Below are 24,337 nucleotides of genomic sequence, written 5' to 3'. Positions count from 1 at the left end.
ATTCTCTCCTTACTAGTTATTGGTATACTTATCGAAATGATAGATATAATCTTATTTTTCAGTTAATACTGTAATATCTAGTAATCTACCAACTTCATACTCTATAATGCTTTGATCTTGGCTATTATGAATAATCAAATATAGAGTATGTAACGTGTCTACTCTTATTCCCAGCCGCCAGAGATTATTAGCTGAATAGTTTGGTAATTGTATATTATCTAATTTTATATCTATAAATAAAGGTTCTTGCGTTGGTGAGTTTAAGCACAATGTAATAACCGGAAGACTTCCTTGAAATGCTGTCAATAAAGACATACTAGGAAAATGAGCTTCTAGTAAGCAATCTAAATTTGTATTAGCTTGAATGAGAGGAATTATTTTTTTTTCTCGTTCAGCATAGACATTCAGTGTTTCCGTTACAAATCCAAGTGCGTAAGGACATTTTTCAACCGGGTCAATTAGGCAATTTCCGATCAGGCAAGCACCGTAAGAAATTGCAAAATTACTGTGAGCATCGTTGAAAGTGTGATCAAAACGGGCATCATTATCTTGAATTTCTAGAGCTTGCAATATGGCATTTTTGGTAAGAATAAATCGGCAACCACCGCCTATGAGAAATAGGAAATCGAAAGATTGTTGATTAGACTGCATCCAAGCATTTAGGCGTTGTATAACCTCTTGAATTCCCTGTTGTATGGGGGCAAAAGCTTCAATGACTTGTTGGCATTTCACCGCATAACCACCACCAAAGCAATACAGGTTGTAATTTGCCATTGCTTCTGGCGCTTTTAAATATGTAATTAGCCTGTTAGTACTTCGTTGGTGAGAGTTAATTTTTTCCTGTTCAAAGGCTCTAAGTAAAGGGAAAAATTCAGGGGTGTCCTCGGTTAAAGGAAGACCATGCTTTTGGTCGTAAGCTAATTTTATACATTGCAGGTCGAAAACAAAGCCTGCCTGTGGTTGCCAGTCTGAATAAAGAATCTTAACTTTGTTTTCCCTACTGATGTGACACAGGCTGACGTTAAATGTACTACTCCCCATGTCACAAATCAATAGGTTACTATCCCATTTGGGTTTCTGCTGCTGCATCATCATCCATATCCAGTATGCGGCTGCTGCAACAGGCTCCCTGACCAACTGAAAAAGCTTGTCCTCTATGCCAAGTTCATGAACAAGTGAGTGTTCTAATCTTACTTTTGCCGCTCCGTCAATTGTTCTGTACCATGTCTCTGGAATGGATAAGACAAGACTTTCTAGTTTGCCCGTGTGCGGGCAAAAATTGAAACAATTCACTGCGGCGGAAAGTAGTGCCTCACACAGGTGTTCTGCTGGAACACCTAGAGGAATAGGTTTCTCCGGCTCATCACTAAAATGGACTGATGTTTGAAATAGTCGTTGTGTCCTAAAGCACTCATTCTTCCTGATGTCCTCAAAAACTTGCAGTTTACCATTCTCAAGGTAAGAAATAACTGGCTTTGCCGTACCAAAATCAACTCCGATCCTGTAATAGAGCATGACTATAGTGTATTAATATGGTCAGAACTTACTAATTTGTTTATTAACACAGATTTATTAACAGTTCAAATTTGCTCAAAATTTTGGGAGAGTTGACAGTGGAGGCAGAAAAACAATCAATTTTGATCCGCGATCTTGGGGTTTTTTGTACAAACCCTCGAAAAGAAGTATTAGGATTTTTATGACTGAGAAGCGGCAGATTTTCTAAGATAACGTCTCATTATTCTTTAGACTTTGAGAGAATTGCATTTTGAGACATAAAAAGAGACATGATTTGAGTATGTCTCAAAAAGTACAGTTTCTGAGACACGGTGGTGGGAAAAGCTTTGCTGATAAAGATTTGAAGATAATAATGCCAAACCTCGTTTTTGCTATTCCCCTTTTTCGAGGGGACGTACAAAAAACCCCATCTTAAAATTCCTATTGCACAGCTTAGTGAATTAGGTGCTGAAACGCTTAGAATTCCCTTGGTAATTCCAAAATCATGGTTTGAGCAACCCTGGAAACCCTTATGGAACAATAGGATTTTTGACTCACATAAGGAGTATTATCCAGCAACTAAAAGTTTGATACCTTAAAGGGTGCCGCTCTTTCCATATACTTATACTATCCAGAACTGAATACGCCCTATTTATGTAACAAAGGTTTTAAAAACATCAATTGAATATTATGTATGTCTAAGAACTATTATACTTATAGAATACGGATAGCTAACTATGAGCGTGTCCAAGTAGAGAAGCGAGATACTCAAAACCAACTTTTGGGTGAACCCTATGGACTGTTGCGCTACAAGGATAAGTTGGAGGAGATGATGCCCCTCTTGCAAATGGTACTTAATGATGGGCTGAAGAACTCAAAGCAAGCACGTACTCTTGGGGAAACGCTGTTTAAAGTCCTATTTGATGATGTACTCTGTCAAGACTTTGTTAATTTTCACTATCAAGTTGTGCAGCAAGAAAACCATTTTCTGCGGGTAGAACTAGATATTGATGAGCAACAAATGCCTGATGTATCTGCATTACCTTGGGAATTCATGTGCCTACCTATAAGTGCGAACTTGGGTGAAATTTGGATAGGTACAGACCCTAACTTGGTCTTTTCCCGCCGCCGCGCCCAATGGCATCCGTCTCCACCAATTCAATTAGCTCAAGGTGAAAAGTTGAGAATTGCACTGGCGATCGCAGCACCTAATGATTTAGGTCTAGTTGAATTTGATACAGTACAGACATTTCTTAATGATCTGGCAAATAATCAGTCAGAACATATCGAACTGTTGCCAGTTTTGAATCCAGCCACTCCCAATGCCATTGATCATCTACTAGCAAAACAACCTCATATTTTTCACTTTATCGGCCATGGTCGTTTGCAGAATGAGGATGGAGAAGTAGGAGGAGAAATTGCTCTAGTTAAAAAAGTCCTCAATAAAGCACTATGGGTGGATGCTAGTTTCTTCAGTGGTCTATTTAATCAACATCGTCCAGGAATTGTATTATTACAAGCTTGTGAAAGCGGAATGCAATCTGATTCTCAAGCTTTTGTTAGTATTGCGTCTAGAATTGTACAGCAAAATATCCCAGTTGTTGTGGGAATGCAGTATAAGATTTCAAATATCGCCGCTAGTCAATTTGCTTACGAGTTTTACGAACGGTTGGGTCAATATGAACCAGTTGATATTGCTGTTCAGAATAGTCGGCGCACACTAGCTTTGGAAACACAGTATCGAAAACCTGATTTTGCCACTCCTGTGATTTTCATGCGTGTACAAGATGGGTATTTGTTTAAACGACAAGATATTGACGCTGACGAAAAAGCTGAAATATTGCCAATTTCATCTAAATATAATACTAGAAAAGAACCGAATAATATTGGAGTGTATGTTGATAAAGGTGATGTTACAATCAAAGATTTTCGTATGTAATGGTATAAACAGGCTGTGAGCTATATATTCTTCATAAAAGTAACGCAAGAGCCATATTTATTTTTGGCGTTGCATAATTGAGGGATAATTTGAGAATTTGGATCAATACATAATCACCATCTCTCCGTATAAGAGCGTCTCCGTATCAGCCCCAATCATCCCATTATTCAGCAACGCCTTATTTTTTTAGAGTTCACATAAACTATAGGGAGGTTACGATCAATGAGTGGAGAAAAGTGTCGCTTTGTAAATGTTGAACAACAGGAACTGCGCCGATTACGCGAACAGGATAGTCGATTGCGCTCATTACAGCGAGACCTCCCAGAACGTCTCAATACTATCCGAGAAGAAGGAAGGCGTGAATTACAGCAACGTCTTGAGCCGTTGGAACAAAAATCCCAGCAACAGGAGCAGGAAGCTAAAAAACTAAAAAGTAATTTGGCTAGTTTGGAGTTGGAAACTCATCGACGGATGCAGCAGCAGCGAAAAGAACTCCAGAAAGCGATTCGGGAATCAGAAACTAAGCAGCAACAAGCATTGGAATCCGAAGTACAACGCTTAGAAAATGCGATGCAGGATGGATTTTCTCAACAACGTAGCTTGCTTCTGGAGATTACGGCAGAACAACGGCAAGAATACCTGGCGCTTAATCAACATATTGATGAGAAGTTTACACAGCTGATAGCAGAAGAACGTCAGTCTCGTCAGCAGTTGCAGCAACGCCTAGAAAAGGAGAAGCAGGATAAGAATAAACTAGCGCAGGACTTGCTGGATGATGTGGAAACGATTTGGCAGCAAGTAGACCGTGACTACCAGCATCAACGCTTTGCTCCTGGTAAACTAGCTAATCTCAGACGAGAAATTGATCTGACTCGCAATAATATTCAAGCAGGTGTGCCAGAAGCAGCGATCGCCACTACTCAACAAACTTATCTTGCTCTTGCTGATTTGCGGTGGGAGTTACAGCAGAAAGAGCAGCAATGGCAAATCTTTTACAATGCTGCTTTAGAAGATTTGCAATGCCTAATTACAGAGGTGCAAGCTAATCGGGAATGTCAAATCGAAATTGGCACAGGTGATGAATCCGAAAAGTTTCTTTTGGAGGTGGATTATTGGACAAACGGCAGCCTGAATCAATATGAGCAACAATTACGGCAGATTGAAACCCAGATCCGAGAAAGTGAATTGTCCCTGACGACAGAAGAAATTGGCCAAATTTCTCAACAAATTGAGAACTTACGTCCACGTTTAGGCGAGATTGTGGAACAGGCAAGGGTAGAAATTTTGAGTTCACAGTTAAGAGCAGAAATTGCCGATAAAGTAGCGGATGTTCTCAGTAAAATGGGATACCTTTTGATTAATCCTCAAACGGATGCAATTTATGAAGGAGAAGATCAGCGTCAGGCTTATGTATTGAAACTCCAAGATGCTAATGGAGGGGAAGTAGTTACCATTATTAGCCCAGAAAAAGAGTTTGGTAAAAACCAAGTTTCTATCAATTCCTTCGGCAAAATCTTACAAGATGAAACGGCACAAAAACAGAATGCTGACGCGATTTTTCAAACCCTAGCATTGGATGGTATAGAAATCAACAGTCCCTTAGAGTGTAATGACAGTCCGCGTCAGGAATATTACGATATGGACAAAGTTAGGCAGAGACAACTAAACAAACCAGTGCAAGACATTGAAGCATCACAAGGTTAATGAAACTGGCAGATAACTATGGAGAGAGTTACGGCAGGGTTAAATTTGGCAGTGGGCGATCGCTTTATGATTCTTTATGGTGCAAATACCAGCGATACGTTTTGCACACCAAAGTTGGTGCTGTATGATATAGAACAGGTTTTGCACCAATACTTGAAATCTCAAGGATATCAGCGCATCCTCTTCTACTCTGGAGTGCGTAAGCTGTATTTCCTAGATACTGAATCCCGCGATTACTGTTTACCCTCCCGTGTAACTACTAATACCCCTGCATCAATATCGAAAGATGAACTCAAGATTACACCTGGCCCACTGGGACGCAAAAAAGGGCTGTTAAGTAAGCGTTCTGCCTCTTTACCATCTACCCCTCCTCCCACAGTCTCAACTCCTCCATCGCGTCCAGTCATGCAGGACATTACAGTTGTTCCCTTCTTTGAGACAGTAATGCAAGATACAGGGCAAAAATCTGCGATCATCTTTTCTAACGCAGAAGACCTACTGAACTTTGCTAACCGACGGGAACTCTTTGGACGTGTTGTGGACTGGTCGCGTCTACCACCAAACAATCGCAATTGTTGTATCTTCGTATTTCATCATGAGACGCGAAATGCCCTGCAACAATTTTGCCAAACCATTCAGTTTACCTACTTAGAAAGCCTATTGTGCAATCGAGAGCAGGACAATCATTCGTTCAATATTTCTAGTGTGGGTGCACCTATTGCTGATGAAATTGAGCATTTAATTCACTATTTTCGTCTCGCAAAACATAAGTCCGTTGACTGGAAAAACCTTCACTCCTTATCCAGTTGGATGGCGGCGGAAAATCAACGGTTAACCTATTGGTACAATTGCTTCCAAAATGCCGAAGAAATCTCCGTTACAGAAGCTAGAAAACAAAAATGGTTATCCAGCAATGTGTCTAATGAACCGGCTTTAGAGCGACTCCAGAAAATGATTGGTTTGCAATCAGTCAAAGAAGTTATCACCCAGCGTGTGGGGCGATTGAATATTGAGAAAATACGCCAACAGCAAGGATTAGTTACCGAGCCACCCCGATTGCACCTAGTCTTCAAAGGCAATCCTGGAACTGGTAAAACCACAGTTGCCAGACTTATTGGTGAAATTTATCGGGATTTAGGGTTGCTGCAAAGAGGACACGTTGTAGAAGTCGGTAGACAAGATTTGGTAGCAGGATTTGTCGGACAAACGGCGATGAAAACTGACAGTATTGTAGACAATGCCCTTGATGGTGTTCTGTTCATTGATGAAGCTTATACCCTCAGTCAAGGAGGGAATAATGATTTTGGACGGGAAGCTATAGACACTTTACTCAAACGCATAGAAGACGAGCGGCATCGTCTGGCAGTAATTGTTGCGGGTTATCCTGACAAGATGAATGAGTTTCTGGATGCTAACCCAGGACTAAAGCGACGTTTTGCTACGCAAGTCTTGTTTGAAGACTATACACCAGACCAACTGATGGCAATTTTTTGCGGACGGGTTTCACAGGTGCATGGCGAGATTGCACCTGATTTAGAACCGCCTCTGCTCAATCTATTTACCAGACTCTATGAGGAACGAGATGCCACTTTTGGTAATGCTGGACTAGTCGAGAATTTGTTTCAAGATATGGACGATCAACGCGCCCAGCGTATTCATAAGCAGAATCTAGACCCTTTACACGAACCCTTCCAATTAAATGACCTACCACCCAAAGAGCGAGAAATCAGCCAACAGGGAGCAAAAGATACAGATAACCTAGAGTATCTCTTGCAAGAACTGGACAGTATGATTGGCTTGCAGAGAGTGAAACGAAAAATTCGTGAGCTTGTGGATACTGAAATTGCCACCCAGCGCCGCAAGACCGCAGGCTATGATTCCAGCAATGCTGTGGAAACCAGACATCTGCTGTTTATTGGCAATCCTGGTACGGGAAAAACCACAGTTGCCCGGTTAGTCGGTAAGATTTTTAAAGCTTTAGGATTGCTGAGAAAGGGACATTTTATCGAAGTTGATCGCAGTAAACTTGTTGCTGGTTATGTTGGACAAACTGCAATCAGAACCAAAGAAGTTATTGAATCCGCATTGGATGGTGTTCTTTTCGTTGATGAGGCTTACGCACTAGCTCGTCAAGGTGAGGCACAGTCTGATTTTGGACGAGAAGCAATTGATACTTTAGTTCCGATGATGGAAAATGAACGCCATCGCCTTGTAGTTATCCTAGCTGGATACTCACGAGAAATGGCGGACTTTGTAAATGCTAATTCGGGTATTGCCTCTCGAATTGGCGAGACCATTGAATTTCCTGATTATAACGGTATGGAACTGTTCGAGATTTTTATGGGGCTGTGCCAACGGGATCAACGTGTCTGTCGTGATAATGTTGTCAATCGATTAAAGGAGATATTTAACAAAATGTATGTCAATCGCAGTCGTAATTTTGGCAATGGGCGAGACGTGAGGAATTTTTACGAAAAAATGGTTAGGCAACAAAACAGTCGCATAGTGCGTGAAAATCTAACCGATGAAGCGATGAATATGTTTTCAGTTAGTGATATTCCAACTTTAAACTAGGAAGATTTTATAATAGACCTGCCTTGAAAATAGGGAGTAGGGAAAATAAATTTTCATTGCTCCTTGTGATCTCAATTCATGGAGTTTCTTGCAAAATTATTTTGGCTATATAGCAATTCTAAATCAGATGTAAAAACTTCTTTTTATTTTATTGTCACTCTTGGTGTCTTTTCTACGAGAGGCTACGCGAAGGCAGTTCGTTCATTTTGATAATTCAGATAGGATTGCTATATGCCGCATCTTCATACAGAATTAGTACAAAAGTGTTGAATGTTAAGATTTTGAGCATTGTAGCCAAATTGTGTATGGGCGTTGGTGATACCAAATTTGATCAACTAATGACTCTATTCTCAATAAACAAGCAAAATCGGCTGGGTAAAACACGAAGTTTGTAAAGTTTTGTTTCAAGATTCAACATTTCTGGAATTAGTATAACTCAACCAATGATGAGAAAAAATGAAACATTGTCCTGTTTGTAACTCTGAATATATTGAAGATATAGCAATTCAATGTTCTAATTGTAGCTGGGACTTGATGCCATATCCTTTGACATTTCTGGGACAGATACCAGATGATTACATTACCAAAGAAAAAACTAAATTAAACTGGGCAAGAGATATCTGGAGTAAATCCCAGCAATCAGTTTCCTTGACACAAGTAGAACTTGATCAGTTGCAACAAGAAAAAATAGGACTAGAAACATCTGTGCGAGAACTCAATTTGCAACTTGCACAAAAACACTCAAACTTCCAATCTCAAATTACTACTCTTAATCAAGATAAAAATGATTTGACTACGAAGATAGTGCACCTTGAACAAGAGAAAAAGCACTTGCAATCACAAATTACTAATCTCATTAGTGAGAAGAGTGATCTATCAAACAGGGTCAGACAATTTGAGCAAGAGCAATTACAACGACTAAACCAAATTAAGCAAGTGACTCAAGAACAAGAGCGTTTATCACAGAGAGTTGGAGGATTAGAGCAAGAGCGGTCGCAATTACAATCAACTGTAAAATCTCTAGAACAGCAGCGTAGTAAGTTTCAAGAACAAGCTAACAAATTTGCGATCGAAAAATCAGAATTAGAACTTGAGAAAAATCGGGCACAAATTCAACTCAAAGCAGAACTTTCTCAAACCCAAGCAAGGCTAATCAACCTTGAGCAAGAACGTAAGCAATTAGACGCACAGCTAAAACAGACGCAAACAGAACTTTCTCAGGCTAAATCTGAAGAAAAACGACTTCGTGACAGGTTATCAGGAACAAATAATGGAAAGGATAAGATTTGGGAATTGTAAAGATGATTAGTTTCCTAACTTTTAAATCAAGATATAAAAAAGAACTGAGTACTTTATAACTCCCAAATATCCTTTGATTTGGATGACTCTTGAGTATTAGTTTCACCACTTAGTTGTTTATTTCCCCTAGATTCTTCTCCACTTGGCTCTTTTTCTCTAAATCCAAAATTTGGATCTGCTTGGTATCTTTTATCAGTTCGTGTTGTTTGAGTTGGATGATCTTCTCTATGAGAACGTGATTTTGATTTATTGATACGAGCAAGCAATTGTTGAGCCTGTACCAATTTTGTTTTTGCATTCTCCAAATTTTCACTTGTTCTGTAATGTTCAGCTTGTTTTTGTGCAAGTTTATCACCTCCACCCTGTTTTTTTAGTTCTTCTATCTCTGCTGCTAAATGGTGTAATTTATCTAAGTCTGCATTTATTGTCTCAATTAACCTTTTTTCCCATTCATCTAATTCTGTTATTCGTGCATATATTTCATCAATAGTTTCATTACCTAGTAATGGTGTAAATACATTAAGCATGATTTCGTCAACTTGTCTTGTCGCTCCCTCTCCAGCAAATGCCTCAAAAAAACTTCGAGATGCCTTAGAGAAATTAACAATTAAATCATCTCTAAAATTACTGCCATGTTGTGTGCGTTCACGGCGATGATCGGGGTTGCCGATTTGACGAGGGGAACGAGCAGATGGATTTTCTTGAGAAGGTTCAGAAGGTTCTCGATTTTCTGAGGGGGGGAGAGGTTGTGTGTCTACAACTTTAATCCGATTTTCTTCTTCTCGATATCTTACTTCCTCAATTACAGCATTAGAAAATTCAGAAGTAATTAAGTCTCGCTTAGTTAAATTTCCAGAACAAACTGATAAATTCCTGCGAGATTGTGCAACGGTAAACCAGATATTTTTGGCATGAGAAATGTTCCAAAATATGATTGAATCATCACTAAATGGGGTCAACTGTTCAATAGGAATTATATCCTGACCTGGATCTGGTGTTGCTAATTCTTCCACTTTAAATTCTTTAACATATTCAGATTTAAAGTCTTGAGGAGTTTCCTGCTTACTACCAAGGTCAGCATAGATTTCCTGCCATTTATGCGGGATAAACTCTTTGTAAGGCTCGGCAAAAAGTTCCAGATTCATCGCTGGAATACCAGATGGTGTCGAATCCTCAGAAACATAACCAACAAAGGCGTATAAAGGTCGTCCAAGTTTATCTCTGGTTAGGTCTAGGTCTTTCGAATCTTTACTAATATGAGAACCGATTAAATCCTTGACCATACAAGTCACGCCAACAATACAGTGTTTTTTTATTTTGATAAATAACCAGCGTGGTTTCCCTGGTAAATTTTCTGCTGAACGGGTTGTAAATTTGATATATTCCCATACAAATTCTTTATGCTTCTCCTCAAAGTTGTAAGGAGTAACAATAAAGCGGAAATCTACAGCGTAAGTTCGACCGTAGATAATCGGTGCCCACTTCGATATATCTGCTGATAAAGTTGTTTCGGATATTTGTTCAGACATCTACCTGTATCTCCTTTCCACCACGGAATATTTGAGCATGAGTTAACTCTTGTGACAATAAAGCCATTTTCTTTTGAATATCTTGCAACTGAGCTTCAGTAGCTTGTAAAGATGACTCAGTATTCTGCATTTCATCTCCCGCTAACAATCGTTGAAACCAGTTTCCACCTCTTAAAATATCCAACTTAATTCGTGCCTCATTCAACCGTGCTTGCTCAGTCATTGCGTATTCACGGAATCTTGCATACAGTGCAAATACTAGGGGTAAATGTAAATTTTTTGGATCGATTTCACCTTCATCACGATTCGTTGCCAAATCTTTACCCAAACTTACTGGACAGAGCATTATCAACCAATCTTGATTTGGCATAAACAATACATTGAACATTTGTTTAATGTCTTCAATAAGCTTTTCCTTAGTTCTTTTCTGGCATTGATCATATTTAGTAATAAGAATCACAATCGGAAATGGTCGTTGGCTATCGCTCAGATTATTTGTCAGGATGGTCAGAAATTTATTCATTCTGTCAATTCCTGACTTTCGAGCAATATTCTTCAGTTCTATAGGGCTACTTACTTCTTCTTTTAAGTCTTCCCCAGAAACACATAAAAATATACAATTTGATCCTCGTAGGCGTTTTGTTAGTACCTGGACATCATCTTGTGTAGAAACATCCTTCATAGCTCCACCTCGATAGTCTAACCAATCAAAGCTAATTAAGCGCCTCATCCCGTAACAGAAGTCAAACTCATATTCATGAGGTTCACTTGTTCCCGCTGGCCACCGATCTTCCCCCTCGCTATCAACCATTCTTTCCCACAAACTGGTTAACCTCAAATCCTCGTCCATGTCAGTAGTTGTTAAAGTGAACCCCTGCAAGCCCAGTTGCATAGTTGAATAAAGTCCCAACATATAGCAAGTCTTCCCAGCCCCAGAGACACCTAACATTGTGATTTTAACTTCAGCTGCCATGAATATTATCTCCTTGTAGATTAATAGTGCGATCAATTAAAAATAGAAAACGGATCAAGACTTTTCACAGAATCTTTCAGAACTTCACTGCTACCTTCTGAGAGGATTCGCGCATAATCACTCAAGGCTAGGTCAGATTTAATCAGAGGTAATTTCTGTACATAGCTATATAATGACATAGCCGGTTCGTAAATTTCCTTAAATTCTCGTTGCTTGGTGGCTGCTTGTTTTTTCTCCTTAGCTGCCATTTCTTTATAGGTTGATTCGTTATTGATTTTGCTGACAATCCAATCAACTGCTCCAGTCAATCCTTTACTTAAAGTCTCGTAGGATTTAGCACGGTCTGCGTAAGACTCAGCGGCTGCGTAACTAGTTGCTGCGTGAAAGACGACGGTAGTATGCAGTGCAAATAACAAAGGCATTGATACATTACGTAACTTTGTGCCGCAGACTATGGGAATTAATGCGCCCAAAACAAATTCACTGGCATTGATGGCCATAATCAATCCGTTGAGGCTATTGAGTAATTCGGCTGAAAAATTTTCTATCAAGTCAGTCTTGGTGAGGATAATTGCCAGGGACACAGGACGGTCTAATTCTAAAAGTGCCTGACTAGCTAGTGCTGTCATCCTACCGATTTGATTGCTGCGGATGTCACCAGAGGCAAGAGCATTACAGTCACAAAACAGCATAATACCATCTGCTGCTTTCAGATCCTGAAGCAGAGCTTTTGCTTGTTCGGTATCTTGAGTTTCCCGAATTGCTCCACCCCGATAATCTGCCCAAGTAAACTCTAAGATGTTTCTTCCTTCATATCGCAAATAGAAATTGTATTCTTGCCGTTGATCTGTGGGCATAGGATATTCACCCTGTTGAATTCCCTCAGCCATTTCTACCCAGCGCTTATGATCTTCCGGCTTGACTGCCTTGAGCCGAAACCCTTCTATACTTTGTTGCATTACCCCATAGAGCGATGCTACGTAGGTTGTTTTGCCTACTCCTGTGTGACCCAGCATGACGATTCGCATACCTATTTCCATCCCATAAACTCATCTTCCTCGGTCTGATCCGACTCGGCTTTTTCTTTGAAGCCCAACATTTTATCCTCAGAAGATAGATGATTTGATGCATCACTATTATCACTATTGTTCAGCGATCGCGCCAGATGTTGTGAGGATATTTTTCTAGTCAGAAAATAGCTAATAATTACCAAAATCCAACCAACAACTCCTCCACCAAAGAAGTAAATTGCTATCTTAATTAAACTAAATCTCAGTAATTTTGCTAGGAGTAATCCAATGAACACGCCAATGAATACACCGCCCAATTGCAATATTAAAAAATTCAAAGGTCGTCTTTGCCCAGTAGTGACCTGTTGGTTCAGTGCTGGTTCACGCAACTCAGGAACACTTTCCGGCAGAGGAACAAGCGCGGCTTTTTTTACCCTGGCGATCTTTTCCTTTTGGCTGACATCAGTTGCAGTTGCATTGAAGAAAGCACCGTTAGTAGTGTCACTTCGCAAAGCAAGTCCTAGACATAAGGAAGCGTTGTTTCCTTCACAAATTTGCAAAGCAGCAGCTATCCAAAGGTAATGCCGTTCTTCTTGAGTATCACACCAAAGATACACAGCTTCATCTTCTGCCTGATTCAAGGCAAAATACTCTTGATCTAAGTCAGGAGGAATTATAACTGTGGGGTAACTCAAAGGTTGGTACTCTGTGGAAATCGCAATCCGGCTCCTCTCTTCATAAGATTTAGCTCGCCAATTTGCAGAAACGTACTCTTCATACGGATACCTAAACAAACTCAAGTCTTGATTTAAGTAAGCAGGTAGTTCAATTTGCTCTTGATCGAGTCTTGTGGCATAGCCTACAAAAACAAATAATGGGCGACCTCTTTGATCTCGTGTCAGATCCTCTTCATTGCCTTTGACTTGATCTATCAAGTTAATCACGCTACAAGCAACACCAATCACACAAAGCCGATTATTTTTGAACACTGCCCAACGGGGCTTGCCCGGTAAATCCTCTGGCGATCGCGTCATCACCTGAATGTGTGCCATCGCCCAGTCTTGTTCTGCCCGCTCAAAGTCATGGGGAAGAGCGAGAAAGCGAAAATCTATTTCGTAGGTTCGACCATAAACAATTGCTGCCCACTGAGACATTTGTTACCCTCCATACAGTACAGTGTTTGTCATTTCATATTCTTAGTCATCAATAGAGAGATACTTTCCTAATGCTTCAACAGGTTGAATAAAAGCTTCTAATTCTTTATATTTTGTAGTCACCTTCTCTATTCTGGTTTGAGCCATTTCTCTATAAGTTGTATTGCCTTGAACGGTATCAAAAACTTCACGGAAAAAACCACCAATACCTGTGGTTTTACTTTCATAGTATTCAGCCATTTGTCTATGTTCCTCGATTTCCTTAGCCAGATAGTTTGCTTGCAAATAGACACCAATGTAGAGGACAAACAACAGAGGAATTTGAACATTGATTGGGTTCTGTCCGCACGCAACTGGAATCATCTTACTGGCAATAAATTCACTAGTCATCACGGCTTGAGCTAATCCCTCTAAAGGCTTAAGATCATCTTCATTTAAATCATCGACAAGATCGGCTTTGGTCAGAATCACAGCCAATGCTATTGGACGATCTAGATTTCTCAAGGCATTTGTAATCAGTGCTGTCATCCTACCAATTTGATTTCTTCGCATATCTCTGCGGACAAGAGCCTGACAATCACAAAACATTAAAATTCCGTCAGCTTGTTGTAAATCCTTCTGTAACAATCTCGCCTGCTCATTGTCATGAGTTTCACGGATAGCTCCTCCCCGATAGTCTGCCCATGTAAATGGAAAAATATCTTTATTTTGATACTGTAAATAAAAGTTGTACTCACTTCGCTGATCTGTAGGAGCAGGATAATTACCTTGTTCAATTTCCTTTGCAAGTTTTAGCAGCCTGTTGTGATCATTAGTCTGATTTGCTCGCAAACTGAATCCTTCAATCCCCTGCTGCAAGATATTATACATAGATGCCATGAAAGTCGTCTTACCCACACCTTCATGACCAATCTCAACAATTCGCATATTTTAGCTTTGTAATATGGTTGTAAATAAGACACTACTTGGAAGGATTAATTTATGGTATTGTTAATTTACAAAATTTTATATTTAATGCTCAAGTAGCTAAGAGAACCTAATTAACTTGCATGACCGCATAAACTTGAATTTGAGCAAAAGTTCTACCACTACAAGTTAATCACAGCTTGTATAAACAGATTTAGCAAAATTAAAAGTTAAAAATCTAACAAATGTTAGAGTGCATGAGACCAAAACTTCTGTATGATCTTGCTAATGCGTAAATAAAACGAGTAATGGAGGAGAAGATATAGGTGAAGAGATAACATCGCCAAAAATGCCAAAAGGACAAAAAGCATACTTTTAGTACACGCTTTGTCCCTTCATACAATTGGCACATCTGACTTTGCTCAATCAATCAGAGCGGGGTAAATTTCAAAGAAACCGAAAAAGTGGCTGTTAGTTTGGCGACCGACTCCACCAATTGGCTTTCCTGAGATTAAATTTTGCTGCTCTCTAAAGGGGAGTGCAGGGGGCATCTTCTATATTATATTGATTACTGCGACATGAAAAGCCTTCCGACTGGAATATTTTTGGAAAATAAATGATCTGACTTAGGATTTACGTAAGAAAATTACTGATTTCGTCAGAGTGTAATGATAGATAAGCGCCATATAGCAAGAGTTTCAGCGTTTTCTCTCCCCCGCTACACACTGCTCAAACCCCAGATTTTTATTAAACGACCTACGTAAATCTCAGATAATTTATTTATCACTCCAAATAGCCAGATCAAGGAACGCAGCAAATCTCATAAATATGTAAGAGCAGCACGATTACCCCCTCTGATACTCACAAAAACCAAGTATCCGAGGAATCTACCGTGATCAACGACAACAGCCAAAGCCAAACATTCTCTACCTCCAAAATTTCTCCTTCTAATAACAGCGAGTCTCCTTCTCCACAACATCCAGAGCAGCAAGCAAGTAACAACCAATCTCCGGCTCCACAATATCCAGAGCAGCAAGCAAGTAACCAATTTCCTGTTCAACCCCCCAACAACCTCACAGAAGCCGAATACCACGAACTAGCAGTTAGCAGCGCCATCCATCCAGAACTGATAGAGCGCAACTTCATCCACATTGCAGGCGAAACAGTTTTCAACTACCTGTTCATCTCCAATACCATCCCCCGCCTAAACACAGGTAGAGTCGCAAGTTCCTTACTCAAACTGTACCAATACGCCATAATAGGGGGAATGTGGATATCGGGACTTGACCCCTTTAATAACTGGCAACGCATGGAGTGGGGAAGATTCAAGCCTACTCAAGGGCGTATTGACAAAAATGGCAAATTAGTTAAATACGAATCACCACCGAAAACACCCAACCGCGTCACCTATTTTGATGTCCCCTACTGCATTTGGGACTTCGTGGCTCGGCGGTACAACATCAAACGTTATCATTCTCCTTTAGTACAGCGACTACAAGATAAATTAAATCCACTTTCGTTTTGGGAATGGGTGCAGAGACACCCAGAAATCCCCATTATTCTGTGTGAAGGCGAGAAAAAAGCAGCTAGTTTATTAAGTCAGGGATTTGTAGCGATCGCACTCCCCGGCATCTGGAGCGGGCGGATTGGCAAAAAAGACTTTGACGAACGCCTACACCCCGATATCATGCCTGTTGCCCAACCAGGGCGTAAATTCATTATTCTCTTCGACTACGAAACCAAACCCAAAACCCGTTGGTCAATCTTCCAAGCCACCTTGCGTACAGGTAAAACCATTGAAGCTGTAGGCTGTACCTGTGAAGTCGCACAGCTACCTGGACCTGAAAAAGGCGTTGATGATTTTATTGTTGAACGCAGTAAATTAATCGAAAGTGGACAAACAGTTAAATACAGTCAATTCATTGAGCATAGTCGAACTAATACCCGCAATCAAACAATTAATCAGATTGCCTCAGTTGAAAACAATCAACTAATCAATCACAGTCAAGTCATAGAATATCATCAGGTAATTAATCAGAATTTACCATATCAAGACACTCAACAGACGAATAACGGACGAATAATAGATGGTAATCAAGTAATTAACCTGACTCCACCAGTTGAAAGCAATGAATTAACCAATAACGGTCAAAATATAAAATATCATCAAACAATTAAACACATCTCATCGGCTCAACAATCAACGAATAATGGTCAAGTCATAGAATGCAACCATGTAGTTCATCCTATTTCACCACTTGAAAACGTTAATCAAAACTCACTACTTGAAAACGTTAATCAAAACTCACAAGTTGAAAACAATCAATTAACAGAACCTAGTCAATTAACAGAACAACATCTTGCAGTTAATCAGAAATCATCAATTCAAATCAATCAAATAAATGTCTTACTAACCACCATCATTGATGATGCCATCAGCCTAAAACAATACCAACGCTCATTCCACACTAGGCATCGGGGACTAAGCAGCAAATACAAACCAGATATTCGCGTCAACGTCAAATACCTCTCAGAAGCTGTAACACTTCCCTCTTCTGGACTGGTAGTATTGTCCAGCGACATGGGGACAAACAAAACCGGACGCATGGCTCAATGGCGTGAAGCAAATCCTGATGTCAAATTCCTCAACACCGGACATCGGGTTAACCTGCTGAAAAACTTAGCAAACCGTCTCAAAACCGAGATGTACTCTGATTTAAGTTATGCAGGCTTAGTCAAATCACAAGCCTTAAGCATTACCATAGATAGCTTACACAAGCTTAACACACAAATGCTTAACTACGGCTGCGTGTTTATTGACGAAGCTTGCCAATACTTAACTCATTTACTGCACAGTAAAACCTGTAAAGAATATCGAGCGCAAATATTAGCAGTGTTGGAATATATCGTTTATAACGCCCCGCTAGTAGTCATCGCTGATGCTCATATGGACGACATCACAGTAGACTTCTTCCGAGCCATGCGTCCATTAGGGGAAAAACCATTTATTCTCAAAAACGATTGGCGAAATGGCGATCGCTTAATCTATTGGTATGAAGGTAAGAATTCCTCAGCCATAGTTGCTCAGATTTCTGCCGCACTGATGAACAAACAGAAAATTATGGTAGCTTCTGACTCTAAGCGGTTCATCAAAAAACTGGAACAATCCCTTACCATGAAGGTACGGGTAGAAGAGGCAGGGGGCAGGCTTGCCGTGAGCGTAGCCGAACGGGAGCAGGGGAGCAGGGGAGCAGAGGGGCTGGATATCTCTGCGGTAGTTAAAGATTGCAGTTCCCAAATATCACCGTTAAACTCAACATCATCTGAGGCAATTAACAATTGCAGTTCCCAATTATCACCGTTGAACTCAACATCATCTGAGGAAATTAACAATTGCAATTCTCAAATATCACCGTTAAACTCAACATCATCTGAGGAAATTAACAATTTTATTTCCCAAATATCACCTATAAACTCAACATCAGTTGAATCTGAGATAGTTAAAGATGAAAATTCTCCAACTTTGTCACAGGTAAATTCAGCATCATCTGCAACAGATAAAAATGAAAATTATCAAATATCACAAGTAAATTCCACATCATCAAATCATTCCCCCACACCCGACACCCCACACCATTCAGACTTCGGCGTGAACGCTCAGTCCAACGCTAACACTCACATAAGCACCACACCCAGACTGAGATTATGGTCTATTCACTCAGACAACTCAGGTAGCGAAGAAAACGTAGCCTTCATCAAAGATATTACCAACGCCGTCAAAGATGTTGATGCCCTGTTAACTTCTCCCAGTCTCGGTACAGGAGTAGACATCAACGAATATCACTTTGACGTAGTATATGGCATCTTTCACGCCAAATCCCAAACCGCCACCGAATGCGCTCAACAACTCTACCGCTATCGTCCCCACGTCCCCATTCATGTTTGGGTTGCACCCCGTCCTCCCTTTGGTTATCAAGAAACCAACGCCCAAAAAATCAAAGCACGGATGCTGCACACCAACGAAGCTACTGCTTTCCTCATCCGCATTGACAGAGAAACTGGACGCAGAGGAGTAGAAAAAGATTGGGCGTTGGAAGCTTACTGTCAAATTCTCGCTGCCCGTAACCGTTCTATCAACAATCTCCGGGTTGATTTACATGATCTGTTAACGGAGATGGGGAATAAAATCATCTCAATGGGTGGTGATGATGATATTTTTGCCCTAGAGCAGATGAAAAATGCGGCTACGGCTTTAGATACTGCTTATTATTCCTCTGTGACTAGAGCTAAGAATATATCCGCTACTGAATATCGCACTCGTCAAAGTAAAGATTACCTTAAACCTGAAGAAGTTTTTGAATGTGAGAAATTCCGCATTCAAGATGCTTATGGAATTGAGGTAACAGAATCATTAGTAGAAAAAGATGCTGGTGGTAAATTAAGTCGAGCGATTTCCGCATTTGAGGCCATCCTCAAAGAACCAGATGGAACAATTTTTGACACTAACAGCAATAGACAATACCCAGCCCCACCGTCAATTGTGGCAGAGAAAGACCGCCAAGAGCGAGAACATCTGCCTTTATGTATGGACTGGGGTAATTACTCTGCTAAATGGTTAGCCAGGTTTAATTTAGGACTGCATGACATTTTAAAACGGTTAGTAGCAGGAGAGGAAGTTACTGCTCGTGACCCTGATTTATTGAGAATGGTAGCACTTGCGAAAGAATACGGGGTGTATATAAAAACGATTCTGGGCTTTACTGTTCCAGATAAATGTCAACCGATGTGGTTGTTGGGGACTTTATTGGACCAATTGGAATTAAAGTTGGTTGACCGCAAGGAGGGTCCACGTGGTAAACAGGTAAAAGTTTTCTCGCTTGGACAGGTGGAGTTGGATTTTGCGCTGAAGGTCATAGAGTACCGTGAGCATAAGCGTGATCTGAAGCAGGAAAGGGCGAGGCAAAGTCAGGATGAACAACGGCGTTATCAGGCTAGAATACAGGCTCTGTATGGGGTTGCGCCGCCACCTGACCCGGTATCCACTCCCCCCCCTAATGGTATAGGGAATCCTCTAGGGGAGGGGGTGAATACTACGGCTGATGGAGTTGATTTTGCAGCTTGTTCTAGAGATGCTAATGACTCTTCTTTAGTTAATGATGCAGAACAAGTCAATTTTGCAGCCTTGCAAACAGATGGTAATGACCTTGCTTTAGTTAATGGTGCTGATAGAGTTGATTTTAGGCAGTTTCAACCTGATGATGGTGATGAAACTCCCTTGATTAATTGTGTTGAGGTACTGAGAGCGAGTTTTAATAAGGGGGTAGAGGCGATAAAGTTGGTTCTTCGTTCTTGGAGTGAGGATAGAAGATGGGGGACTGTGTTGTTGCTGGAGGAAATTGCTGCTAATGAATTGCGCTCTCTGGAACAGTTGATGCCACAGTTTTATGATTGGCTGAGTGAATCGGTTTTACCAATGGACTGTTAACTTGATCAGGACGGGAACTTGCAATGGAGATTCTTTGTTCAATCATCCATCTAACTAAGAAACGGCAAATTTAAGTAAGGCGATAGCCGCAGATGATCAACCAAAGATTCTGGGTTCAATCATAAGAATACCTGGTAGGCGGGAAACGAGCGCGGCTTTAGCACTGAGAGTGTCAACTACACCAGAAACGGCAAACTTAAAATGCTTAGGTTTTTTGCTGGTTTGGGTAGTGTCTTTTTAGTAGAGAGATACACATTGCGACATAGCTTGCTACTCGCCAAACGTTGTTTTTGGGCGGCTCGAATCAACAATTTGAGTGGCGTTAATTTGGCATTCAATTGGCATTCAATTGGCGTTGGATTGGCATTTTTTGACCATTATTTTGTCAATAAGCCTTTTTATTGACAGGTTAAATATATACTAGATGTACTTAATGGTGTAGTATTGGCGTAAGTTTGGCGTGGTATTGGCATTGAAGTGGCGTTGAGTTGGCACTGATTTGGCATTCAATTGGCGTTGAAATGGCACATTTTTTTGATGAAACTGTTTCATTAAAAATGTGAGTATGATTGATTCAACTTGAGATTTTTTTGTTGAACTTGTAAATGCTCGTGAGAAAAGTTGAAATTTTATGACGATGATTTTTACTGGTCAGATAATAACGTGATTAAAGAAATAAAATTGTAAGCATTCAGCTATCAGTGGTCAGCAGTCAGCTAAAGCCGGATTTTAGGGGTTTTGAAGTGGGGAGACTGACATCAGTAATTAATATTCAGAATGCTTATCAATTCAATTCTTGCTGACGGCTGAATGCTTGCATAAAATTATCTTTTCAGTAGTGCAGTGGTACAAAGAAGCATCTACATTAAAACAACAAACCATACCAAGGGACTTCCTCGCAAAATTAGAAAAGCAATTTACAGAAACTACCAAATTAGAGGCAATGGTTCGGGAGAATATGCGCGGGTTGGGATATCATATAAATATATGATGGGTTTTTCCTAAAATTACCCAACTCTTGAAATTGTGCAAGTACCTCTTGCACAAATAAATATGAGAAAAATATTGACACTATTTAAATTACAATGACGGAAATTACAGCTAACTATGATGAAACCTGGAAAGAAGCAATAGGAGATTATTTTGATTCATTTCTCGCCTTCTTTTATCCAGAAATCTATCAACAAATAGATTGGACTAAAACCCCCATTTCTCTAGATAAAGAATTAGAACAGATTACCGCATCTGCCGACAGTAAAACCCGCCACGCTGATAAATTATTTAAAGTGTGGTTATTAGATAATCAAGAGGTTTGGATATTAATTCATGTAGAAGTACAAAGTCAATATGATAAAGAATTTTCCCAAAGAATGTTTATCTACAACTATCGTTCTTTTGATTTATATCAAAAACCAGTGATTAGTTTAGCCATACTAGGAGATGGAACTAAAAGTTGGCGACCTAGTTCTTACCAGTATGGTTTAGGAAGTAGTCAATTAATCTTTAATTTTTCTATCGTCAAGCTTCTAGATTATCAATGGGAGGAGTTAGAGCAAAGTAATAATATTTTTGCTATAGTGGTAATGGCACATTTAAAGACTAAAGCCACTAATAGCAATTTGTCAGCTAGGGAACAGTGGAAATGGAACTTAGCTAGATTACTTTATGAAAGAGGTTATAACCGTAAAGAAATTGTTGATTTGTATAAGGTCATTGATTTAATGATGGCTTTATCTGAAGACTTGCAATTAAGTTTTGAAGAAAAATTAGCTAATTATCAAGAGGAACGAAAAATGCCATTATTAACCAACATTGAAAGACGGACTATAGAAAAAACTCGGAAACAAGATATTATCAAACTTGTACAAGTGCGGTTTGGTGATATTCCCGAAAATTTGATTGCCAGCATTAATCAAATTGATAAGACATCTTTTTTAGAACAACTTCTAATATCAACAATTAGTATTAGTTCTTTAGAAGAATTTGCACAGCTTGTTAATTCTAATTTACCAGAATCAGATTAATAGATGTAAGTTGGGTTAAGCAACAGCGTAACCCAACAAAAGTATTGTTCAGGTGGAGTTCTTTCATAGAAGATCAAAATAATTCGTAATTGATAATAGTGCCTCCGCGTAGCAGTATTATGTTAGCGTAGGGTTTCCGCCTGAAATATTAGTAATTATTCAGTCATAAATAAACTTGCAGCCAAGATTGATAGAGTCTAGCAAGTTCCTGAAGGAAATTGAGTTCTTCACCCTCAAGATTATTAAATAGGTTGTGATATTGCCAACCACGCTCATAGCGACTTAACATTTCTTCTGGAGTAAACCGATAAACATCTGCCGTCTGCCAACAGATGGACTCCAGAAACGGGAGCTTTTCTGGGACAATAACAGGATTAATTATTGATGTTGCGGTTGTCATATATTTTCATCAACCAATGCAATACTCTCTCTAATTTTAGATTATGTTTATGTATTTTGAAATTTAATTTCATTTCCACGCTCAAATATTCCATTGAGTAAACGGGTGATATCGCACTCAATTAAGTACATTATTTATGCCTGATTGAAGTCATCATCGAATTTGGCTGTTTAGTCTTTGAGTTTTCAACTCATCTCATTAGCTAAACTTAGTTAAACGCATCAAACATTAAATTTTGAACACCTGGTATTCTCTATCTGCTTTAATTGTAATTGTTAAATTGTTCTCACTATCAACGATAGCAGTCCATGTATATAACGCTTCAGGCATCATAAAATGTTTCATTATCTCAACAGCTTGGCGCTTGAGGAAGTCAGCGATGATGTAGAATTCTTTTGCAGTAGTATCGTCAGTTTCACCATACCATTGGACATCAAATCGCTTGTTTTTTAAAGTGGCAGTTCCTCCGTAATCACTTTTAGTAAATTCATCTTTTACCTTGGCAAAAATTTTGTAGGCATCCGCTTCTAATTCCACACGGTAGGAATTAGGTCCAAGATTTCTAGCTTGTCCGTAATTAGCGTCTAAAAGTTTCCGTCGCTTTGCTTCTCCCATATATCCCTCCTGTATGAACCTATCTTCTGTTTTTTATTTTGTTTGACCTTGCTTGTGATCGGTTCTATCATTGGGGGTTTGAATGCTACCCAATGAGTTATTACCACATTGTAATGCCACTAAATCAACTATCACTACAGTAACAGTAATGAGTGCAGTTTGCTTCTAGTTCTGACCACTGGTGACAGTAACATTTTTATGTTAAGCATCCCCAAACAGTCCATCTAAATCCTGAGATGAAGCCTTACCTTGGATCAAAGTAGAAGGACGCTGCTTTTGTTGCTCTTCTACCAACGTATCTGACTCTAAATCTGTCATACCATTGTGGGTACTAGTATTAGCTGAACTCATCACTGGAGCAACAGACGGAACATAATTTGGCAGCACAAACTGTGGTTGTTCCACACCCAAAGCCAAGCGCAGATTACTGCCATGTTTATTTAAAACATCCTGTGATTCCCAACAAGCAAACCGCAATTGCTCCGGTGTACACTCCCCACTGTGATATCGAGCCAAAGGTAACAAAGCTGCTACCAAAATATCTGACACCTTGCGATTAACCTCTTCCTTTGAGAGAGAATTCAAATAATCAACCACTTCCGCCATTGGGTCGCCTTCATAAGGCTGAAGACGCAAACTCAAACTCTTACGTTTTTTCCTGATTTTATTCATTGACCCTTGCTTACTCCCTGCTTTAAACATCAAGTAAATCTATTTCTCGATGCAAGTGAATTTACTTCATGATTAAAATGAATCTGTTTTCAAAACAACCACATATAAACCTAAACTTATTTGTGTTGTGGTTATTCTGCCTTATTCAATTTGAATTTTCGTATTTGAAATATGTCCAATATTTCCATCTTCCCTCCTTTTTATTTGCCTAAAAACAGACGATTAATCAAAATAAAAAACAGCTAACTATTTCCTGGGAGCAGCGCGATTTTGTGAGGTGCAAAAAATTGGTAATATAATTTACATGATTTTTTAGCGATCGCTACCTAAAGGAGATAAAAATGGGAAAATCAAGACCTATTTATTGAGAATAACCCGTGGTAATTGAGAATTAAATCACGACCTCACAAAATCGCATTGCTCCCCTATTTCCTTTGTCCAGCAAATAATCAAACATCCCAAAGCAGTCAATTAGCCTTTGAGACATACATTGCTCACCATCTATGGTATTGAGCCGAGATACGTGTAAAAACCTGCAAGATGGTCTGGAAATGCCTAC

General features: G+C 39.7%; 16 protein-coding genes. 7 read left to right on the top strand and 9 right to left on the bottom strand.

Features of this window, described 5'->3' with window-relative positions; translation table 11 throughout:
- Positions 1 to 51: 51 nt before the first annotated feature.
- Positions 52 to 1,515, bottom strand: a complete 1,464-nt coding sequence (locus tag VB713_RS24040; RefSeq protein WP_323314024.1) for a molecular chaperone — start codon at positions 1,513 to 1,515, stop codon at positions 52 to 54.
- Positions 1,516 to 2,188: 673 nt separating this feature from the next.
- On the opposite strand from VB713_RS24040, the gene VB713_RS24035 reads away from it, so the two are divergent.
- From VB713_RS24035 to VB713_RS24020, 4 genes are all read left to right on the top strand, one after another.
- Positions 2,189 to 3,433, top strand: a complete 1,245-nt coding sequence (locus VB713_RS24035; RefSeq protein WP_323314023.1) for a CHAT domain-containing protein — start codon at positions 2,189 to 2,191, stop codon at positions 3,431 to 3,433.
- A 222-nt stretch (positions 3,434 to 3,655) separates the two neighbouring features.
- On the top strand, positions 3,656 to 5,137 hold the full coding sequence (locus tag VB713_RS24030) for a hypothetical protein (protein ID WP_323314022.1): 1,482 nt from the start codon (positions 3,656 to 3,658) through the stop codon (positions 5,135 to 5,137).
- An 18-nt stretch (positions 5,138 to 5,155) separates the two neighbouring features.
- Positions 5,156 to 7,711 (top strand): AAA family ATPase, encoded by a 2,556-nt coding sequence (locus tag VB713_RS24025; RefSeq protein WP_323314021.1) that lies wholly within the window; start codon positions 5,156 to 5,158, stop codon positions 7,709 to 7,711.
- Between the two features lie 456 nt (positions 7,712 to 8,167).
- On the top strand, positions 8,168 to 9,010 hold the full coding sequence (locus tag VB713_RS24020) for a hypothetical protein (protein WP_323314020.1): 843 nt from the start codon (positions 8,168 to 8,170) through the stop codon (positions 9,008 to 9,010).
- Between the two features lie 53 nt (positions 9,011 to 9,063).
- Here the strand turns inward: VB713_RS24020 and VB713_RS24015 are convergent, their stop codons facing one another.
- From VB713_RS24015 to VB713_RS23995, 5 genes are read right to left on the bottom strand one after another with little or no spacing between them, the layout of a single operon-like run.
- Positions 9,064 to 10,539, bottom strand: a complete 1,476-nt coding sequence (locus tag VB713_RS24015) for a hypothetical protein (RefSeq protein ID WP_323314019.1) — start codon at positions 10,537 to 10,539, stop codon at positions 9,064 to 9,066.
- The gene (locus VB713_RS24010; protein WP_323314018.1) at positions 10,532 to 11,512 is read right to left on the bottom strand and encodes a hypothetical protein; all 981 of its coding nucleotides are present in this window, start codon (positions 11,510 to 11,512) and stop codon (positions 10,532 to 10,534) included. Before VB713_RS24010 ends, VB713_RS24015 begins: the two co-directional genes overlap by 8 nt.
- Before the next feature lie 32 nt (positions 11,513 to 11,544).
- Positions 11,545 to 12,552: a TRAFAC clade GTPase domain-containing protein gene (locus VB713_RS24005; RefSeq protein WP_323314017.1), complete on the bottom strand. Its 1,008-nt coding sequence runs from the start codon at positions 12,550 to 12,552 to the stop codon at positions 11,545 to 11,547.
- On the bottom strand, positions 12,543 to 13,676 hold the full coding sequence (locus VB713_RS24000; RefSeq protein ID WP_323314016.1) for a hypothetical protein: 1,134 nt from the start codon (positions 13,674 to 13,676) through the stop codon (positions 12,543 to 12,545). The genes VB713_RS24005 and VB713_RS24000 overlap by 10 nt, the downstream gene beginning before the upstream one ends.
- A 42-nt stretch (positions 13,677 to 13,718) precedes the next feature.
- A complete protein-coding gene (locus tag VB713_RS23995; RefSeq protein WP_323314015.1) occupies positions 13,719 to 14,603 on the bottom strand; it encodes a TRAFAC clade GTPase domain-containing protein in 885 nt (294 codons plus the stop codon).
- A gap of 1,246 nt (positions 14,604 to 15,849) precedes the next feature.
- On the opposite strand from VB713_RS23995, the gene VB713_RS23990 reads away from it, so the two are divergent.
- From VB713_RS23990 to VB713_RS23980, 3 genes are all read left to right on the top strand, one after another.
- The gene (locus VB713_RS23990; RefSeq protein WP_416242480.1) at positions 15,850 to 20,067 is read left to right on the top strand and encodes a DUF3854 domain-containing protein; all 4,218 of its coding nucleotides are present in this window, start codon (positions 15,850 to 15,852) and stop codon (positions 20,065 to 20,067) included.
- A gap of 201 nt (positions 20,068 to 20,268) precedes the next feature.
- Positions 20,269 to 20,472, top strand: coding sequence for a hypothetical protein (locus VB713_RS23985; protein ID WP_323314013.1), 204 nt, complete (start codon positions 20,269 to 20,271; stop codon positions 20,470 to 20,472).
- Positions 20,473 to 21,152: 680 nt separating this feature from the next.
- Positions 21,153 to 22,091 (top strand): hypothetical protein, encoded by a 939-nt coding sequence (locus tag VB713_RS23980; RefSeq protein ID WP_323314012.1) that lies wholly within the window; start codon positions 21,153 to 21,155, stop codon positions 22,089 to 22,091.
- Positions 22,092 to 22,254: 163 nt separating this feature from the next.
- Here VB713_RS23980 and VB713_RS23975 read toward each other — a convergent pair whose 3' ends face one another.
- The 3 genes from VB713_RS23975 to VB713_RS23965 form a co-directional block, all read right to left on the bottom strand.
- A complete protein-coding gene (locus VB713_RS23975) occupies positions 22,255 to 22,491 on the bottom strand; it encodes a hypothetical protein (protein WP_323314011.1) in 237 nt (78 codons plus the stop codon).
- Between the two features lie 228 nt (positions 22,492 to 22,719).
- Complete coding sequence (locus VB713_RS23970; RefSeq protein WP_323314010.1) at positions 22,720 to 23,106, bottom strand: hypothetical protein; 387 nt, start codon at positions 23,104 to 23,106, stop codon at positions 22,720 to 22,722.
- A gap of 201 nt (positions 23,107 to 23,307) precedes the next feature.
- On the bottom strand, positions 23,308 to 23,778 hold the full coding sequence (locus VB713_RS23965; protein ID WP_323314009.1) for a hypothetical protein: 471 nt from the start codon (positions 23,776 to 23,778) through the stop codon (positions 23,308 to 23,310).
- Positions 23,779 to 24,337: the final 559 nt, after the last annotated feature.

The sequence above is a fragment of the Anabaena cylindrica UHCC 0172 genome (assembly GCF_034931625.1).
Lineage (GTDB): Bacteria > Cyanobacteriota > Cyanobacteriia > Cyanobacteriales > Nostocaceae > Anabaena > Anabaena cylindrica_A.
Note: the sequence above shows the minus strand (reverse complement) of the source record. Positions and strands in the feature narration are given on the sequence as shown.

Coding starts and splice junctions, on each gene's coding strand:
- VB713_RS23975 (WP_323314011.1), bottom strand. CDS start 22,491: ATGACAACCGCAACATCAATAATTAATCCTGTTATTGTCCCAGAAAAG.
- VB713_RS24005 (WP_323314017.1), bottom strand. CDS start 12,552: ATGGAAATAGGTATGCGAATCGTCATGCTGGGTCACACAGGAGTAGGC.
- VB713_RS24035 (WP_323314023.1), top strand. CDS start 2,189: ATGTCTAAGAACTATTATACTTATAGAATACGGATAGCTAACTATGAG.
- VB713_RS24015 (WP_323314019.1), bottom strand. CDS start 10,539: ATGTCTGAACAAATATCCGAAACAACTTTATCAGCAGATATATCGAAG.
- VB713_RS24000 (WP_323314016.1), bottom strand. CDS start 13,676: ATGTCTCAGTGGGCAGCAATTGTTTATGGTCGAACCTACGAAATAGAT.
- VB713_RS23985 (WP_323314013.1), top strand. CDS start 20,269: ATGCTTAGGTTTTTTGCTGGTTTGGGTAGTGTCTTTTTAGTAGAGAGA.
- VB713_RS23995 (WP_323314015.1), bottom strand. CDS start 14,603: ATGCGAATTGTTGAGATTGGTCATGAAGGTGTGGGTAAGACGACTTTC.
- VB713_RS23965 (WP_323314009.1), bottom strand. CDS start 23,778: ATGAATAAAATCAGGAAAAAACGTAAGAGTTTGAGTTTGCGTCTTCAG.
- VB713_RS24010 (WP_323314018.1), bottom strand. CDS start 11,512: ATGGCAGCTGAAGTTAAAATCACAATGTTAGGTGTCTCTGGGGCTGGG.
- VB713_RS23980 (WP_323314012.1), top strand. CDS start 21,153: ATGACGGAAATTACAGCTAACTATGATGAAACCTGGAAAGAAGCAATA.
- VB713_RS24025 (WP_323314021.1), top strand. CDS start 5,156: ATGGAGAGAGTTACGGCAGGGTTAAATTTGGCAGTGGGCGATCGCTTT.
- VB713_RS24040 (WP_323314024.1), bottom strand. CDS start 1,515: ATGCTCTATTACAGGATCGGAGTTGATTTTGGTACGGCAAAGCCAGTT.
- VB713_RS23990 (WP_416242480.1), top strand. CDS start 15,850: ATGTGGATATCGGGACTTGACCCCTTTAATAACTGGCAACGCATGGAG.
- VB713_RS24030 (WP_323314022.1), top strand. CDS start 3,656: ATGAGTGGAGAAAAGTGTCGCTTTGTAAATGTTGAACAACAGGAACTG.
- VB713_RS24020 (WP_323314020.1), top strand. CDS start 8,168: ATGAAACATTGTCCTGTTTGTAACTCTGAATATATTGAAGATATAGCA.
- VB713_RS23970 (WP_323314010.1), bottom strand. CDS start 23,106: ATGGGAGAAGCAAAGCGACGGAAACTTTTAGACGCTAATTACGGACAA.